The sequence below is a fragment of the Nocardia carnea NBRC 14403 genome (assembly GCF_000308515.1).
GTDB lineage: Bacteria > Actinomycetota > Actinomycetes > Mycobacteriales > Mycobacteriaceae > Nocardia > Nocardia carnea.
This window is the reverse complement of the sequence record NZ_BAFV01000105.1, coordinates 1-15956: the sequence shown is the minus strand read 5'-3', so window position 1 is coordinate 15956 and position 15956 is coordinate 1. Positions and strand designations below refer to the sequence as shown.

Below are 15956 nucleotides of genomic sequence, written 5' to 3'. Positions count from 1 at the left end.
AGCTGGTTGCCAGTTGGGGGCCGGACGGACCGGTTTTCCCGGCGCTCACGGATCTGGCCGGGGGTGCTGCCGAAGCGCCGGTGGAATGCCTTGGTGAAGCTGCTGACAGAGTCGAAACCCGAGCCGGTCGCTATATCGGTGATGCTGCGCTGGCGGTATGCGGGGTTCCGCAGGCGCTCGCGCGCCAATCGCAGCCGTTCTTCGCGAATCACCTCGCTGGGTGTGGCGCCGGCGGCTCGAAAGGCCAGTTGGATCTGGCGTACCGACCAGCCCAGCGCACCGGCAGTACTGGCGACAGTGAGATCCCCGGCACCGGCGATCCGGGCGCCGGCTCGGATCTCTCTTCGCAGTTCATTGCGCCGGCTGCTCCTGGATCCAGCGGAAAGTGGTGCTACGCAAGGTGAACTGGTCCGGATCTACGCGGTGCAGGGTCATGGTCACCGGGTGACCGCCGAGTTCGCCGGTCAGCGCAACCCGGTCCGGGCCCGTCCGGTCGAAGGTCAGGACGGCCGAGGATGTGTCGTCGCCACCGGAGACTTCGATGCGGTGGGTGGCAGGGTCGATGGTGCCCGGCACCGTGACGAGGGTGCCGTCCATCAGTTGATACGAGATCTGGCCGATATGTTCGAATACGACGGTGCGCCACTGGGTATCGTCGGTCAGCACCGGCGGTACCGGTTGCCCGTCACGGGTGGAGTCCGATACCGACCACATGCCGTAAAGAGGTGGCTTCGGGCGGTCCGGGCCGACCGCCTGCCAGATACCCCAGGTGAAGTAGGTGATCGATACCGTCACCCAGACAGCGAGGGCAACCTGGCACCAGGTAGCGATTCGTCGTGCACGGGAAGTCGCAAAGGGGTATGGCGCGGCGGATGGCCCTGTCGCGCGGTTCAGCACGAGCACCTCGGCGAGCCTGCGTGCCTCCGGGGCCAGCAGCACCATACCCATGAGCAGCAGATGGCCGGACAGGATTTTCACCGGCACACCGAAGGTCATGTTCAGGATGAACACCTGAGCCATGCTGACCACAGCCAGGATCGCCCCCACCAGCCCGGTCCGCGGGATGAACAGCAGGATACCCGCGGTCAATTCCGCTGCGCCGAGCAGAATCTCGTATATCGGCGACGCACCGACCTGGTTCCACAGCAGCGTGAAGGGTGTGAGATCGCCGACCGGCGTCAGTAGAGTCGTGAGGGCGGGTTCGGGCATCTGCGCCGGTATCACCTTGGCCAGACCGTAATGCACCAATTGGGCGGCGACACAGAGTCGCAGCACCAAGAGCAACCATCCGGCCAGGTACCGATACTCCATACGCCGGGCGAACAGCGTCCACACCAGGGTTCCGGCCAGCGCGATCACCAGCACGCAGAACAGCTGAACCCAGTAGATGCCCTGATCGCCACTGCCGTTCATGTGCAGGGCCACATCGATGCCGAAGAGGGTGTGCCCTACCCACGACAACACCGGTTCCGTCAGGCGGACCTGCCAGAACACCGCGTCGTCGGGCAACCACGCGCCGAACAATCCGGTGAATTCGAACAACATAACCGGTGAGGCCAGGCAGAACAGGCCGAGGTACAGGAAGCAGAATCGGAACAGAATACGGGTCACCGGATTCCATCGGCGCGGCGCAGGAGACGATTCCCCCGGCGCCGGCCGGGATGCCGTGGTGGGTGTCCGGGCATGTACGGAGATCGGGACAGTTCGGTCCATACTGTTCATGCAGCCATCGCTGTGACGGCCCGGTTGCATACCACCGGTCAGATCTGCTGTTGCCACGGTCATCCTTCTGTCAATGGCAGGAGGATGGTCGCCAGCAACCGCGGCTGTCGTCCTCCTCCCGGTTCATTCGCGAGCAGGGGTTGCACCAACTCGGCGAAGCCTTGGGCGAATCGCTCGAATTCGGCGTCGTCCAGGTTCAGCGCCACCTGCTGGTAGCCGACACCGTCCGCCACCAGGTCGATGGAATCCCTGGCGAGATAGCGGTTGAACTCCGACAGCAGGCTGCTGACGAAGGCTGTGAAGTAGCGTGCGTGCTCCTGTGGCGTAGCCGAGGCCAGATCCTCCGCTGTCGCTGTCACGCCACCTTCCGGCACCGAATACACCCGCTCGGTCGCGCCGCCGACCTTGCGCTCGGCGACTACCTCCAGCATTCCGGCCCCGGCGAGGGTGGAGATATGCCGATAGAGCGTGGCCTGTGGCACGTCCGGCAAGAGACGGGCCAGGTCGGATGCCGTTCGGCGAGTGCCGGAAACGGCGGTCAGGATCCGGATACGTACCGGATGCAGCGCGAGGTCTGCCCAACGTTGCGACGATGCGCCCATACGCGAACATTATCATTATCGATAACGAGAATACAGAGCGGACCGGGATGGCGGCGGCGATACCGCTACCGGAGCAACGCCGGACACCCGCACACCGAGTCACACTCGTTGTTCACCGGACACCTCGCCCGCATGGCCCACACCCACACACCGATCCCGGCCCGATCCCGTAGCCGGTTCGGCGCGCAGCCCCGGCAAGAGAGAATACAAAGAACGGTAACTACACGAAAGCTGACTACCGGCGAAAGTATATATACTCTTAGGTAAGGCCCTTTTCCATCGAATTGCAGGCATTTCGATCCCGTGATCGCCCCTTCGATGCACAACAACGACAACCTTACAATCATGCAGGTAGTTTTGCCGCGCTTAACTATCCAGCCCGAATATTTAATGGCAGATAATGATAATTTTCGATCCACGGAGTTCGCGATTTCGACCGCGGAGCGATTAGAACAAGCTATATTTTAAAAACCCATTTCGGGAAGGTCCGACATCCAGTCGTACCGTTGCTCAATATTCCCTGGAGACAGCCATGAGATCGACCTCTTCCCTCCTTCGCGCCGGCATTCTTGCTCCGGTGGCCATCGCTACCGTATTTTGTTCGACCGCACCGGCAAACGCCGCCCCCGTCAGCGTGAACTGGAGCTGCCAGGGCACGATCCTCGGCATCAGCCAGACCTCGACCATGACCACATCGGTCACCGGCACCGCGCCGAACTCGGCAGCATCGGGGTCCGAGGTGGCCATCACCGTCACACCGGGTGTCTCATCGGTGCCCAGTTCGGCTTCCGGCTTCACCGTGAACAACATCAGCAACCTGAAGATGACCATTCCGACTCCGGCGAATTCGACCTTGGTCTCGGCTGACGCCTCCGGAGGCACCGTGGCCGGCACCGTCTCCACGTCGGGTGGGAATGTCGTTCTGACCGTACCGGGCCCGATCGCCGGCGGCACCAGCTTCACCCCACCGGCGGTAACCATCAACGTCACCGCCGGCGCCGCCGGAACACCGATCACCAGCAAGTACGCGGGAACCAGCTACTCCAGTCCCGGTATGACCATGACGACCAACGTCGCCTTGGTCGGCAATGTCGCGACCTCGTGCTTCCCGGATCCATCGCCGACCCTCACCACCACAACCGTCAGCTGAGCCTGCGGACAGGCGCCACAGCGTCATGGCCGGCGCCCGTGCCGGCGGCCGGTGGTGAACACGCCTGGCCCGGGCTGTCCCGGCAGCCCGGGCCAGGCCCCCGGCCGGAGCGGGTGCGGACCTTTCCCTGCAGAAGCCCGCTCTTTCGAGTTCGTTGTAGTGGCAACCACTTCGGCCGAATAACAAGAAGCACAGCATGGCATCGACTGCTGTGTCGTACAGTGCATATCCGGCACAGCCACGGTCGCTTCGACGACCGGAGCAGTGCCCGCTTTCGTGATGGTCGCCAGCCCGGTTCGAGCTGCCGTCCAATCGATTGACAGGAGCCCACATGTCCGGTACGAATGCCCGGCGGCTATCCCTACCGCACGCAGCGGCAACGATGGTATTCGCTCGTGATCACCCGGTTCCCCTCCAGCCCTGCTGCACTACTGCACCCTTCGGCATTCATCGAGTCCACCGATCTCCTTGACTCCCCGGCCGGAATCGGGCGCGGGGGTATCGGCGCGCCCTGATCGGTGAATTCCGCGGAGGGGTGCCATGTTTCAAGTGATCAAGGGGAGACCTATGTGCCCGAGAACCACCGAGCCCGCCCGGATCTCGATCGAGCTCAAACGGGCCCTGGAGTTCTACCACGGAACTGTCGAAGACCTGACCCGCGAACTGATCAGAGTATTGGGCGTGAACGAGACCGATCGGCGAGCACTGGAGATCGTCCTGCTCGGGGACGAGAAGGCCACGACGCCAGGAATACTGTCCGAGCGGCTCGGACTCACGGCGGCCGGCGTCACGATCATGCTCAACCGGCTGGAGAAGCAGGGCTACATCGCCCGATCACTGCACCCGACCGATCGTCGTCGCGTGATCGTGATGGCCACCGAACTCGCGGCCCATCGGATACAGGAACTCGTCGTACCCATGATCGTCGAGAGCTACAAGATGTTGCTGAGCTCGTACAATTCTTCCGAACTCGACATAATCGCCGACTTTCTCAAACGCGCGGGCGAGCTGCAGCAAATCCACCGGGAACGGCTGCGGGCAGTAGATCCCTACTCGAAACCCTGAAAACTCCGATCACGAAGCCTTACCCGAGATAGGGAGAATTTCTCGGGGCACCGGAAACCGAGTGCCCGAACATCGCTGTGGAAGCTCGGAGGCGCGGCGTCTATGCACACACGTCTCGGAGATCGGCTCGGTTCCGGTGACGCAGGCGGTGTGGCCACAAATTTCACAGGAATGCCGTCCGAAATGTTGTCACCGGCATCCGGAAGTCGACACATTTCGTGGGAGAAAGTACTGGCTGGATGAATAATTTCGACAACAGCGGAGACCGACCGGCCGCCCCGGATATCCATACCGAGCCGTCCCGGTCTCGGACTCGGCACTGGGGCGATCGGCAGGCCGCGAGCCCCTCGGCGGCTCGGTTCCGTCGGCAGATGGCGCATGCAGGCCTGGTGGCCGCGTCGGTGACCGCTGCTATCGGGACAACGCTGATAGTACAAGCGGATTCGAGTCCGCCGATGCGAGCGACCAACGCCGGCGAACCCGCCGTACAGGTTTTCGGCCACAGCACCGTCCGGAGCCGGACCAGCGTCACGATTACGAGCACGCCACCGGGCCCGCCGAGCGAGGTCTCCGCACCAGGCGATGTCACGGGCACCGACACGGCGACCACCATCGAGACCGTCCAGCCGACCGTCGATCCCGGCACCGGCACGGCCACAGCACCGGAATCGACGACAGCCATGCCGGCGGAGCCCCCGGCGGCGAACTCGACGGACGCTTCGGTGAGCGCGAGCTTCTCGGCCACAGCGAGCCTTTCGATCCAGACCCCATCCAGCAGGCAGTATCCGGATACGTCCAGCTCGGCACCGCTTTCCACGGCGACCGTCACCACCTCCCCGACGGACACGTCGACAGTCACGGTGACAGCCGATCCGAGCACGGTGACAGTGCCGGCAGATCCGTCGACGGTTACCGTCACATCCGATCCGCCGACAACAGTGCCGACCACCACGGCACCCCTCACCACAACAACGGCACCGACCACCACGACAACGGCACCTATTACGACCACGACAGTGCCCGCAAACACCACGACGAGCCCCGCTCCGGCGAGTTCGACCACGACATCCGCATCGCCGGAGGCGTCCACGACCCCCGCGCCGACGACGACCGTATCGACGCCCGCCGGCAGTCCCACTCCGGCCGATGGCGGATGATCCACGCGCTGATCGAGCGAATCCGGCGGTCTAAGACGCCGCGGCCCGCCACGAGGGGCACGCGTCGGCGATCGTCGAGGCGGTCGGACTGGTCGCCCCGGATCCGGGAGCTGCTCGACTGTGCCGATACCGAATCCGGGGTGGTATCCGATCGCGATCCGGTGATCGTCCCCGCCGAACCGTCCTCGTCACGGGCGCATCGCGGGGAATCGGCCGAGCTGTAGCGCAGGGTAGTCGGTATAGCCTTCCGCGCCGCCGCCGTAGACGAGGTCGCGTGTGTATTCGTCGACAGGGGCTCCAGAGGCGAACCGGGCGGGAAGATCAGGGTTGGCGATGAATGCCCGCCCGAACGAGAAGAGGTCGGCCAGTCCGGTGTCCAGTACTTTTTCGCCGGCCTCGCGGGTGGCTGGGCTCGAGCCGTTGAAGTTGGCGATGAGTGTGCTCGACCAGCGTGGACGTAGATCGGCGAGGGCAGCGTATTCGCCGCGCTCGACCACGTGGAGGTAGGCGAGACCGAGCGGATCGAGTTTGTCGAGCAGTGCTCGGTAGGTGCCTTGTGGATCCTGTTCCGCGATTTCGTTTTCCGGGTTGTCCGGTGAGATGCGCAGACCGACTCGTTGTGCGCCGACTTCGGCCGCGACGGCGGTCACGATATCGACGGCCAGCCGGAGCCGGTTGTCGAGTGAGCCGCCGTAGCGGTCGGTCCGCTGGTTGGTGTTCTCGGCGAGGAACTGCTGGATCAGGTAGCCGTTCGCGCCGTGGACCTCGACGCCGTCGAATCCGGCGGCGATGGCGTTGCGCGCCTCGATGGCGAAATCCTCGATCGTGGCGTCGACTTCGGCGGTGGTCATCGCGCGCGGCACCACATGGTCCACCAGCCCCTGGGAGGTGAAGATCTTCGCGTGGATTATCCGTTCGGCAGAAGGCGCCAGCGGGGTCGCCCCACCCGGGAGTGTCAGTGGGTGGGTCATTCTGCCGACGTGCCACAGTTGGGCGAAGATGCGCCCGCCCGCGGCGTGCACCGCATCGGTCACCTCACGCCAGCCCTCCACCTGCGCGTTGTCGACGAGTCCAGGGATACCGGGCCCGCCCTTGCCGAGGATGTTGGGGTAGATGCCCTCGGTGACGATCAGGCCGGCGCTCGCGCGCTGTGCGTAGTAGTCCTTGGTCAGCGGGTTGACCACACCGCTGGAATCGTCCGCGCGACCCCTGGTCATGGGGGCCATAACGATGCGGTTCGGTAGGTCGAGCGCGCCGCGCTGGTAGGGACGCAGTAAAGGGCTGTCGGACATGGTCTTTCCTTCCGATGGTGTGGACCGTGGTTCAGCGGGCGAGTGCGGTGACTTCTACTTCGATCTGCCAGTCGGGCTGTGCCAGGGAAGACACCTCGAGCAGAGTGTCGGCGGGGTAGGGCCGGCTGAGGAACTCGCCGCGGAGCGCGATGACCTTGTCGAGGTCGGCGGCCATATCGGTGACGAAGATCCCGACTTTCACCACGTCCCCGAAATCGGCCCCGGCCTCGGCGAGGACGCGCTCGATATTGGCGAAGGCCTGACGGCCCTGCGTCAGGAAGTCATCGGAGACGGTGCGCCCCTGTTCGTCGATACCTGCCTGGCCGGACACGAAGATCAGGCCGCCGGCCTTGATGGCCTGCGAGATCTTGTACGGCTCATACCAGTCGGGCGTGGTGGCGACCTTCTCGATGCGCTGGCTGGTCATAGCGATTCCCTTCTTAAGTTGCATGCACATGCAAATACCGTATGTACATGCAGATGTTGTCACTACATGTATTCTGATGTCAACACGGAAGGTGAACAGACATGGACGAAATGGTCTGGGACCAGGTCATGGCACTGCACAGCACGGTGACCCAGCACCTGGCCAAGGAGATGCAGCGACGCCATGGCATCGGCCTGTCGGAATATCAGGCCCTGTGCCGGCTCACCCGCGCCGACGACGGCGAGCTACGCATGCAGGAGCTGGCCGAGCTGATCGGCCTCAACCAGAGCTCGGTCAGTCGCCTGGTCGTCCGCCTGGAAGCAGGCGGCCTCACCCTCCGCGACCATTGCCCCAAAGACCGCCGCGGTGTGTACACGGTAATCACCGAGGAGGGGCGTGCCCTACAGGCGAAGGCCGAGCCGACCTACCGGGAGGCTCTGACCAGGGCGCTGGACGAGGCCGCCGCGGATCCCCGATCCAGCGAACTCGTCGCCAAACTCCGCACCTGACCAGAAAGGGGATGGGCAGCCGAACCGCATGCATGGCGTGCCGGCCCTACCGCGGATCATCCGGCCTGGGCCGAGGCAGCAGACCGCGGTGCATGGCGACGACGACGGCATGGGTGCGATCGCTGACATCGAGTTTGGTGAAAATGCGCAGCAGGTGGGTCTTGACGGTCGCTTCCGTAATACTCAGGAGTCCGCCGACTTCGGGATTGGAGAGCCCACCGGCCACAGCTTGCAGCACCTCGATTTCCCGGGCGGTCAACGGAATCGGTTCCGGACGGCGCAGCCGGGCGAGAAGTAGATCCGCGACCCGAGGAGCCAGGACAGTATGGCCGCGTGCGGCGGAGTGGATGGCCTCGACGAGTTCGGCGCGGGTGGTGTCCTTGAGGAGATAGCCCATGGCGCCGGCTTCGATGGCGCGTTCGATATCGGAGTCGGTGTCGTAGGTGGTCAAGATGAGGACGCGCGTTGTGGTGCGGCCGGTGATTTCCCGGGTGGCGGCTACACCGTCCATGACCGGCATGCGCAGATCGAGCAAGGCCACATCGGGTTTCAGTCGTTCGGCGAGTTCGACCGCCATGCTTCCGTCCGCCGCTTCGCCGACGATATCGATACCCGCTTCGGAGGCCAGCAGTGCCGTGAGACCAGCACGCATGACGACGTGGTCGTCAGCGAGGATCAGTCGGAGAGGTTCTGCCATATCACGTCCGCTCTTCGGTGGGCAGGACAGCGAAGATACGGGTGCCTTCGCCGGGCGAACTGGTAACGGTGAGTTCGCCGCCGAGTTCGGCGAGCCGGGCGCGCATACCGTGCAGACCGAAGCCGCGGGCCGCAGCGGGACTGAACCCTGACCCGTCATCGGTGATTTCGAGCTCCACCCCGGCCGGGCCGCCGGCCAGAACGACGCCCACGGTGCCCGCTCCAGCGTGCTTACGGATATTGGCCAGCGATTCCTGGGTGCAGCGCACGAGTGCGATTGTGGTGCGCTGATCGCAGTCGATATCGGGCAACTCCGCGTCCACGGTCAGCCCGGTGTCTTCGACGAACCGGTCCAGGATGCGCCGCAGTGCGGGCGCGAGTCCGCCGGGCCTACTGTTGCCCGCCGGAGGAGCCCCGACGAGCACACGTGCTTCCGCGAGATTTTCGCGGGCGGTGCTCTCGATGGAGACAAGCTGTCCGGCGGTCGCCACCGGATCGTTCCCGAGGCCTGCGCGCGCCGCCTCGGCCAGCACGACGATGGAGGCGAAGCCCTGGGCGAGCGTATCGTGGATCTCGCGCGCGAGCCGTTCACGTTCCTCGGCCGCTCCCTGCCGCTGGTGCGCCAGGGCCAGCTCCGATTGCGTACGCTCCAGTTCGGCGCCCAGCATCCGGGCCCGTCGTTCCCCGTGCTCGAGCACCCGGTCCGTCCACAGCCCGAGCAAGATGCCGCCGGCGAGGCCGATGAGAGTGAAAACTACATTGCCCGGAGAAAAGGGCGAGCCGGTGAAATTCCCGATCAGAGTGGCCGTAGCGGCGGCGGCGATGAAACCGATGGCCTGGCGCTGGGACGCCGTATAGATCCAGAACATGGGCAGCGACACGATGAAGAACGCAGCGCCGCCGTCGAGCAGGATTGCCGTCCCCCCGAGCACCAGTACCAGCACCCCGAGAAAACCGCTCGGCCGCACCACGGGATTGCCGGGAAACAACCTCAGGGCGAGATAGGTGAGGGCGAGGGCCGCTACCAGCGCCCACGTCGTGTACTTCGTGGCGTCGATTCTGTCGTGCACCGCTATCACCGGCGGGCACAAGCCGAACAGGACCCAGCAACCGTGGTACCACCGCCGCACTATCCGTATCCGGAACCGATCGCCGGTGCGCGACTGCTGGTCCATTTCGGTCAGCCTACTTTCGTCGGCACGCGGCGTCCCGGGGTGCCGGCCGGGCGAGCGGGCCACCATGTTCGATCGCCCAGTAGCAGTAGCAGAGCGGGGAGTATCACGATCCTGATGACGAACGCGTCGAGCATCACGGCGACAGCGAGTGCGAAACCCATCTGCTTCATTTCCATGATGTGCAGCGGAACAAAGCTGGCGAACACGGTCACCATGACGAACGCGGCGCTGGTCACCACCCCCGCCGAACCACCGACCCCCTCGAGCACGGCTTGCCGCGAGCCCACTCCCCTGTCGACGGCTTCCTTGATCCGGCTCAGCACGAAGACCTGATAGTCCATCGACAGACCGAACAGGATCACCAGCAGCAGCAATGGGATCCGGGAGCCGACCGTGCCGGTCGAATCGAAATCGAGCAAACCCTCGGCCCAGGTGTGCTGAAAGACCAGGGTCACCAGGCCCAGCGAGGCACCCACCGACAGCAGATTCAGCACCACACCGATCAGGCCGAGCATGAGCGAGCGGAATGCCACGGCAGTCAGAACGAAGGTCACGAGCAGCAGCGCCGCGACGATCAGCGGCAGTTTCTGCTTCTGATGGGCGGGGTAGTCCGCATAGCGGGCTACGTCCCCGGTCACCGCGAAGTCGATATCGGACAACCTGCCGATCGTCGCCGGTGCGTAGTCGGCACGGATTCGTTCCAGCGACTCCACCGCCGCTTTGTCGCTGACGTAGTGCGGCACGGGCAATTCCAACAGGCTGACACGGCCGTCGGCCGAGGTGCGTAATTCCCGGGTTCCGGTCATCGCCGGGTCGGCCGCGGCCTTCCCAGCCAGCGCACGCAGGGCGTCCGTGACTTCGTGTACCCGACCCGGTTCCGCCGTCACGACCACCTGATGCATCGACTTCAGTTCCGGGAAAGCGGCATTCATCCGGTCGAAGGTCTGCATTGCCGGAATCGTGCGCGGATGGGTCTCTCGCCCCATATCGGTGAGTTCCAGGCCCAGCACCGGTGCGGTGAGCGCAAGCATCATCAGCACCGAAACAGCCAGTCCAACAGCCGGCCCAGCGGCGATCCTGCCGAGGATGTACCCGGTGAATCGCCCGCCGCTCGTTTGCTCGCGCCGGGCCGGGCCGGCATGTGCGGCTCGACGGGTGAGGACCGCAAGCAGTGCCGGCAGCGCGGTAAGCGAGCTGACCACTGCGACCAGGGTCACCAGAATCGCGGCAGTCGCGATGGAGGAGAAAATGACGTCATCGGCGAGATACAACGTTGCGGTGGAGACAGCGACGGCAAGCCCGGACACCACGACGGCCCGGCCCGAGGTCGCCGCGGCCAGTTCCACCAACGTCTGTGTCCCTAGTACTGCACCGAAGCGAGCGCGTTCCTCCCGCGCGCGCTTCGAATAGAACAGCGTGTAGTCGACGCCGACAGCCAGTCCGAGCAGCAAGATGATGTTGGTACCGACGCCGTTGTCCGGAAACAGATGCGAGGCGAGCATCGACAAACCGATCGCGGCGCCGATCGACGACACTGCCAGCAGCACCGGCACCAGGGCCATCGCCACCGACCGGAAAACGAACAGCAGGGTGATCAGCGTGATCGGTAGTGCGATCAACTCCGTACGGGTCAGGTCCCGCCCACGCAACTCGTCGACACCACTACTGATCGACGGCCCACCGGTCTGCTCGATCAGAAACTCGGGGTGATGCCGCTGCACCTCCTCGGTCTGTGCCCGCAGTGCACCGACATGCTTCTTCCCGTCGAGCTCGGCCCCGACCATGGTCACATCGATCCGCAGCACAGTGTGCGTCGATGAATACACCGGTGCTGCCACGGATTCGACCACCGGCAGCTTCAGCATCCGGTCGGTGACCTCCTGCGCGACGGCATCGGCTGCAGCGCTCATCCGGGAACCGCCCGAGGTGATGAGCACTCGCTCCACTGCTCGCTGCTGCAGTCCCCCAGAGGCAGCCATTGCCTCGCCCCGCCCCGCTTCTCCGATCCGGAAATCCTCCGTAGCGGCGGGGTTCCCACCGATCACGGCTCCCGCCCCGAGGCATACGGCCACGAAGACAAACCATCCGATTATGGCGAGCCACGGATGCCGTGCACTCCAGCCAGCCGTGGCCACCAGGCGATTTCGCATACTCGAATACTGCTGTCCATTCCCTCCTCTCGGACAGCATCGACCGACCGAACCTCATGTCCACCGATCGGTGGACATCAGGCCCCGACGTTCCAGGCCCACCCGATACTGCGGGCCGAGTCCGAGCGCAGGCTCCGATACTCCCGGTCCTTCGCACCAGGGCGATCCGCCGACAGCGATGCGTATGTCGGTACCCGTTGCTAACTTTCGTGCGAAACGCAACAACGAAGAGCGGGAACGGTATGACTGCGGCAACCACGACCTACCTCGAGCTGTCGGAAGAGGGAGGGTCGGCGCACAAGTTCTACGAGGTCGTCGTGGACGACACCCGGGTCACCATCCGGTACGGACGCATCGGAGAACAGGGCCAGAGCAAGGCCAGTTCTTTCGCCGACGCACAGAAGGCTCACGCGGCGGCACAGAAGAAGATCAACGAGAAGAAGCGGAAGGGTTACGCACCGGCCGTACCGGGTGCACGGTCGGCCCGCCCGGTGACACGGCGCGCCATAGCCAGCCGGCGCTCCACCGCTCGCACCGCGCCGGTGCTGTGGAGCTTCGATTCCGGTGCCGCGGCATTCGGGATATTCGTCGACAGCGAACGCTGCTGGGTCGGCAACGAGAACGGGGATGTGTTCACGCTGACCCCCGGCGGCGATGTGGTCGGCCGATTCCGGTTGCCGGACTCCGTGAAATGTATCGTCGCCGACGACTTCTGGATCTATGCCGGCTGCGACGACGGTCGCGTCTACGACCTGTCGGGCAAGGTCCCCCGGGCGGCCTACGATATCGCCGCGAATGTCGATATCTACTGGCTCGATATCCACGACGGCATCCTCGGTGTCTCCGATGTGGAGGGCGGGCTCACCGTCATCGATCACGAGGAAGAGTCGCTGTGGAATCGCCGCAGCCACGGGGATTCCGGTTGGATGGTACGAATCGACGACGACGGCGTCTACCACGGTCACTCGGCCGGGGTCACGAAATACGACCTGGTCGACGGAAGCCACCGATGGAACCGGGACACCGGCGGCCCCGTACTGTTCGGCTGGCAGGAAGCCGACGCCGTATACGCGGGCACCGCGCGTAACCAGGTCAGGATGGTGGACAAGGCCGGCCGGTCGGACCGGTCGTTCCAATGCGATGCGGCGGTGTACTCGTGCGCGGCGTCACCGGATGGGCGGTACGTCTTCGCCGGCGACAACTTCTCGTCGGTCTACTGCTTCGATGCCGAGGGGCGGCGCCTCTGGAAACTCGGCACCGGCTGCGGTTCGGCCTATTCGATGCAGTACCACGACGCGCGGCTGTACCTCGTCACCACCAGCGGCACCCTGGCCTGCCTCGATGTGAGCGAGACCGCCGTCCACGATGCCGAACAAGGTCTACTGCCACAGACCGTTTCCGTGAAGGCGCCCCCGATGGCCGCAGTGATACCCAGCAGCACCTTGGAGGTTGCCACCGACAGTTCCGGCGGAGTGGTCGTCGAATGCATCGACGTGGACGGACGGCTGCGCGTGCATGTCGTCTCCCCCGGCTTCCGGCGGGAATGGAACGTGCAGTTCCCACGCGAAATCAGGCAGGCCGGGACCCGCTATGTGGTGGACGGGGTGGCCGAATCCGCTCGCGGTGGGTTCTATCGGGTACGGGGCGATATCCGCCGACTGAGCTGATGCGGCGCGCCCGGCCTCGAACCACATCATGTCCGCCTTCGCAGTTGCGAGCCGAACGCTTCGACCTGATCAGCAGCGTTGTCCCGCTGGCGTCCATGGCTATTCGCCCATCGGACCGCGAACTTGCCTATGGCTGCGTCACGTTGCGGGAGGTTTACTGGACAGCAACCACGGCTAATCCGTTAGCGGGCCTCACTTGTTCACCCGATCGAAACTGCTCGACCTCTCGCTGATGCACCCCGATCGACTACTCGTTCCGGGTCGGCATCGCGCGCAAGTCAGATCGTTCGCCGAAAGGACTGAGGGACTGTGCACCACATGGATTCGAGCTCGGCCACGTTTTCGCCCGATGGTCAGGTGACGGCCGCTAGGGAAATCCTCGAGCTCACCGACGACTTCTACCAGGATCCGCATGCGACCTACCGGGCGCTGCGTGAGCGCGGTCCCCTGCACCGAATTCGATTGGACGGTGTGCTCGGCTGGCTGATCGTCGATCACGACGTAGCCAAACAGGCCTTCGCCGAGCCGACCATCAGTAAACGCATCGGATCACCCGAGGGACAGGCTGTGCTGGCCAAAAACGGTGCAGCCGAGATGTTCAACACCGCCATCAGCGACAACATGTTGTTCGCCGATCCGCCACAGCACACCCGGCTACGCCGTCTCGTCGCCAAGGCATTCGCCGGTCCCGCCGTTCGCGATCTCCAGCCGAGAATCACCTCGATCGCCGACACCCTGCTCGACGAAATAAGCACGCGAACGACCGTCGACCTCATCGACAGCTACGCATTCCAGCTGCCGACCGCGGTCATCTGTGAACTGCTCGGAGTCCCCGACGAGGACAAGGAAGATTTCCGTTCGTGGACCGCCGTCGTCGTCAACGACTCGGCCACGCTCGAAGAACGCGCCACCGCCGGGGTCAGCTTCTTCACCTACCTGACGAATTTGATCGCCACACGCACCGACGACCCCCGCGACGACCTGCTCTCCCAACTGATCATCGCGAAAGACCACGAAGACCGGCTCGATGATCACGAACTCATCGCCATGCTGCTCCTGCTGCTGATAGCCGGGCATGAGACCACCGTCAACCTCATCGGCAACTCGGTCCTGGAACTGCTACGCGATCCGGCACTGGCCGCGCGGTTGCGCACCGACCCCGAAGCGATACCCGCCTACCTCGAGGAGATCCTGCGCTGTCACGGGTCGTTGCACGTGGCAACGGCTCGCTACACCACGGCCCCGATCAGGTTGGGCGGTGAGGACATCGACGCGGGCGAATTCATCCTGATCTCGCTCGCCGCCGCCGATCGCGACCCGGCGCGCTTCGCCGACCCGGACCGGATCGACCTCGAAAGGCCCGAGAGCCGGCATATCGCCTTCGGACACGGCATCCATCACTGTCTCGGTGCCGCCCTGGCCCGCCTGGAGGCCACCACCGCGATCTCGCGACTGCTGGCCAAGTTCCCGGAGATATCGCTGGACGGGGAATTCAGCGATCTGACGTGGCGAAAAAGCCTCCTGATCCATGGCTTGACCAGCCTCCCGGTTCGACTGGCCGCACCCACTGAACCTCATGCCGTGTCCAGCGCCGGCGCGGACCACTTCTCTCTCGTGGTCTGACCCTGGTCGTCTGCGGGCTCGGCGAGGGAGTAGATCACGAGTATCTGCTCGGGGGAATCGGTGACGGTGAACGAGGCGTGACCGAGCGTCAACAAGCCCCGCGTGGGATGCCGAAGGTGTTTGGTTCCGGAGTGATTCGTCGCGATGTCGTAGCGCGGCCACCACTGTTCGGCCTCGGGGCTGCCGGCGCGCAGCTCCGAGGCAAGGCGGGTGAAACGTTCGTCGCCCGGGTGCCGGCCGGCATTCGCGCGGAGCCGGGCGAGCACCGATTGCGCCACATCCGGCCAGTCGACCAGCACCTCGCGGGCCATAGGATCCAGAAAGACCCAGCGGGCGAGGTTCGGGGGCCGGCGCCGCTGAGGCCCGGAAACAGTTCCGCGGCCGCCTCGTTCCAGGCCAGCAGGTCCGTGGTCGCGCCGGTGATGTAGGCCGGGGCCGTCGCCAGCAGAGCGGGGACGGCCCCGGCCTCCGCAGCGACGTGCTCGGGCACACCCGGGCCGGGCGGTTGTGGACTGTCGCCGAGCAGGGATCGGCCGCCGGGTACTCGCGGGAGCAGTTCCCCCACTGGCATACCGTTTCCGGTGAATGCACGACCCGCGAGACCGTGCTGCAGCGCGACGGAACCGATGTGGCGGTCGACGCGGAATGCCGCGCCACAGCCGGCACCTGGTACTCGTCCTACGACGACCAGACCGTGACCGCTGCCTCCGATATCGACATC

General features: G+C 64.8%; 16 protein-coding genes and 1 pseudogene. 6 read left to right on the top strand and 11 right to left on the bottom strand.

The window, feature by feature from the left end:
- The 4 genes from ON22_RS38640 to ON22_RS36030 form a co-directional block, all read right to left on the bottom strand.
- Positions 1–248, bottom strand: a 248-nt coding sequence (locus ON22_RS38640; RefSeq protein ID WP_373280894.1) for a helix-turn-helix domain-containing protein, incomplete at its 3' end; no start/stop codon positions are given.
- A gap of 103 nt (positions 249–351) precedes the next feature.
- The gene (locus tag ON22_RS27075) at positions 352–1611 is read right to left on the bottom strand and encodes a hypothetical protein (protein WP_033247294.1); all 1260 of its coding nucleotides are present in this window, start codon (positions 1609–1611) and stop codon (positions 352–354) included.
- A 170-nt stretch (positions 1612–1781) separates the two neighbouring features.
- Entirely contained in the window at positions 1782–2324 is a 543-nt protein-coding gene (locus ON22_RS27070) for a helix-turn-helix domain-containing protein (RefSeq protein WP_033247293.1), read from the bottom strand.
- Positions 2325–2834: 510 nt separating this feature from the next.
- Positions 2835–3155, bottom strand: coding sequence for a hypothetical protein (locus ON22_RS36030; RefSeq protein WP_156052453.1), 321 nt, complete (start codon positions 3153–3155; stop codon positions 2835–2837).
- Here ON22_RS36030 and ON22_RS36025 point away from each other — a divergent pair.
- Positions 3148–3474, top strand: a complete 327-nt coding sequence (locus tag ON22_RS36025; RefSeq protein WP_231508779.1) for a hypothetical protein — start codon at positions 3148–3150, stop codon at positions 3472–3474. The two genes, ON22_RS36030 and ON22_RS36025, sit on opposite strands and share 8 nt — an antisense overlap.
- 567 nt (positions 3475–4041) lie before the next feature.
- Entirely contained in the window at positions 4042–4539 is a 498-nt protein-coding gene (locus ON22_RS27060; protein WP_033247291.1) for a MarR family winged helix-turn-helix transcriptional regulator, read from the top strand.
- A 163-nt stretch (positions 4540–4702) separates the two neighbouring features.
- On the opposite strand, the gene ON22_RS27055 is transcribed toward ON22_RS27060, so the two are convergent.
- From ON22_RS27055 to ON22_RS27045, 3 genes are all read right to left on the bottom strand, one after another.
- Positions 4703–5602 carry a hypothetical protein gene (locus ON22_RS27055; RefSeq protein WP_157170443.1) on the bottom strand — a complete coding sequence of 300 codons (900 nt, stop codon included), beginning with the start codon at positions 5600–5602 and terminating at the stop codon, positions 4703–4705.
- Positions 5603–5884: 282 nt separating this feature from the next.
- The gene (locus ON22_RS27050; protein ID WP_033247289.1) at positions 5885–6988 is read right to left on the bottom strand and encodes an alkene reductase; all 1104 of its coding nucleotides are present in this window, start codon (positions 6986–6988) and stop codon (positions 5885–5887) included.
- A 31-nt stretch (positions 6989–7019) separates the two neighbouring features.
- A complete protein-coding gene (locus ON22_RS27045; protein WP_197039743.1) occupies positions 7020–7415 on the bottom strand; it encodes a RidA family protein in 396 nt (131 codons plus the stop codon).
- 101 nt (positions 7416–7516) lie between these two features.
- Between ON22_RS27045 and ON22_RS27040 the strand changes: the two genes are divergently transcribed.
- Positions 7517–7924: a MarR family winged helix-turn-helix transcriptional regulator gene (locus tag ON22_RS27040; RefSeq protein WP_033247288.1), complete on the top strand. Its 408-nt coding sequence runs from the start codon at positions 7517–7519 to the stop codon at positions 7922–7924.
- A 46-nt stretch (positions 7925–7970) separates the two neighbouring features.
- On the opposite strand, the gene ON22_RS27035 is transcribed toward ON22_RS27040, so the two are convergent.
- From ON22_RS27035 to ON22_RS27025, 3 genes are read right to left on the bottom strand one after another with little or no spacing between them, the layout of a single operon-like run.
- The gene (locus tag ON22_RS27035) at positions 7971–8621 is read right to left on the bottom strand and encodes a response regulator (RefSeq protein ID WP_033247287.1); all 651 of its coding nucleotides are present in this window, start codon (positions 8619–8621) and stop codon (positions 7971–7973) included.
- 1 nt (position 8622) lies between these two features.
- Complete coding sequence (locus ON22_RS27030; RefSeq protein WP_033247338.1) at positions 8623–9795, bottom strand: sensor histidine kinase; 1173 nt, start codon at positions 9793–9795, stop codon at positions 8623–8625.
- A gap of 5 nt (positions 9796–9800) precedes the next feature.
- Positions 9801–11774: an MMPL family transporter gene (locus ON22_RS27025; protein ID WP_218000704.1), complete on the bottom strand. Its 1974-nt coding sequence runs from the start codon at positions 11772–11774 to the stop codon at positions 9801–9803.
- A 413-nt stretch (positions 11775–12187) separates the two neighbouring features.
- On the opposite strand from ON22_RS27025, the gene ON22_RS27020 reads away from it, so the two are divergent.
- Both ON22_RS27020 and ON22_RS27015 read left to right on the top strand, forming a co-directional pair.
- Positions 12188–13612, top strand: a complete 1425-nt coding sequence (locus ON22_RS27020) for a WGR domain-containing protein (protein ID WP_033247285.1) — start codon at positions 12188–12190, stop codon at positions 13610–13612.
- 357 nt (positions 13613–13969) lie between these two features.
- Positions 13970–15235, top strand: coding sequence for a cytochrome P450 family protein (locus ON22_RS27015; RefSeq protein ID WP_157170442.1), 1266 nt, complete (start codon positions 13970–13972; stop codon positions 15233–15235).
- On the opposite strand, the gene ON22_RS38185 is transcribed toward ON22_RS27015, so the two are convergent.
- Complete coding sequence (locus tag ON22_RS38185) at positions 15187–15546, bottom strand: MmyB family transcriptional regulator (RefSeq protein ID WP_051158134.1); 360 nt, start codon at positions 15544–15546, stop codon at positions 15187–15189. The genes ON22_RS27015 and ON22_RS38185 overlap by 49 nt on opposite strands.
- Positions 15547–15713: 167 nt before the next feature.
- Between ON22_RS38185 and ON22_RS38180 the strand changes: the two are divergent.
- Positions 15714–15956, top strand: a pseudogene (locus ON22_RS38180) (hypothetical protein); the annotation flags it as partial.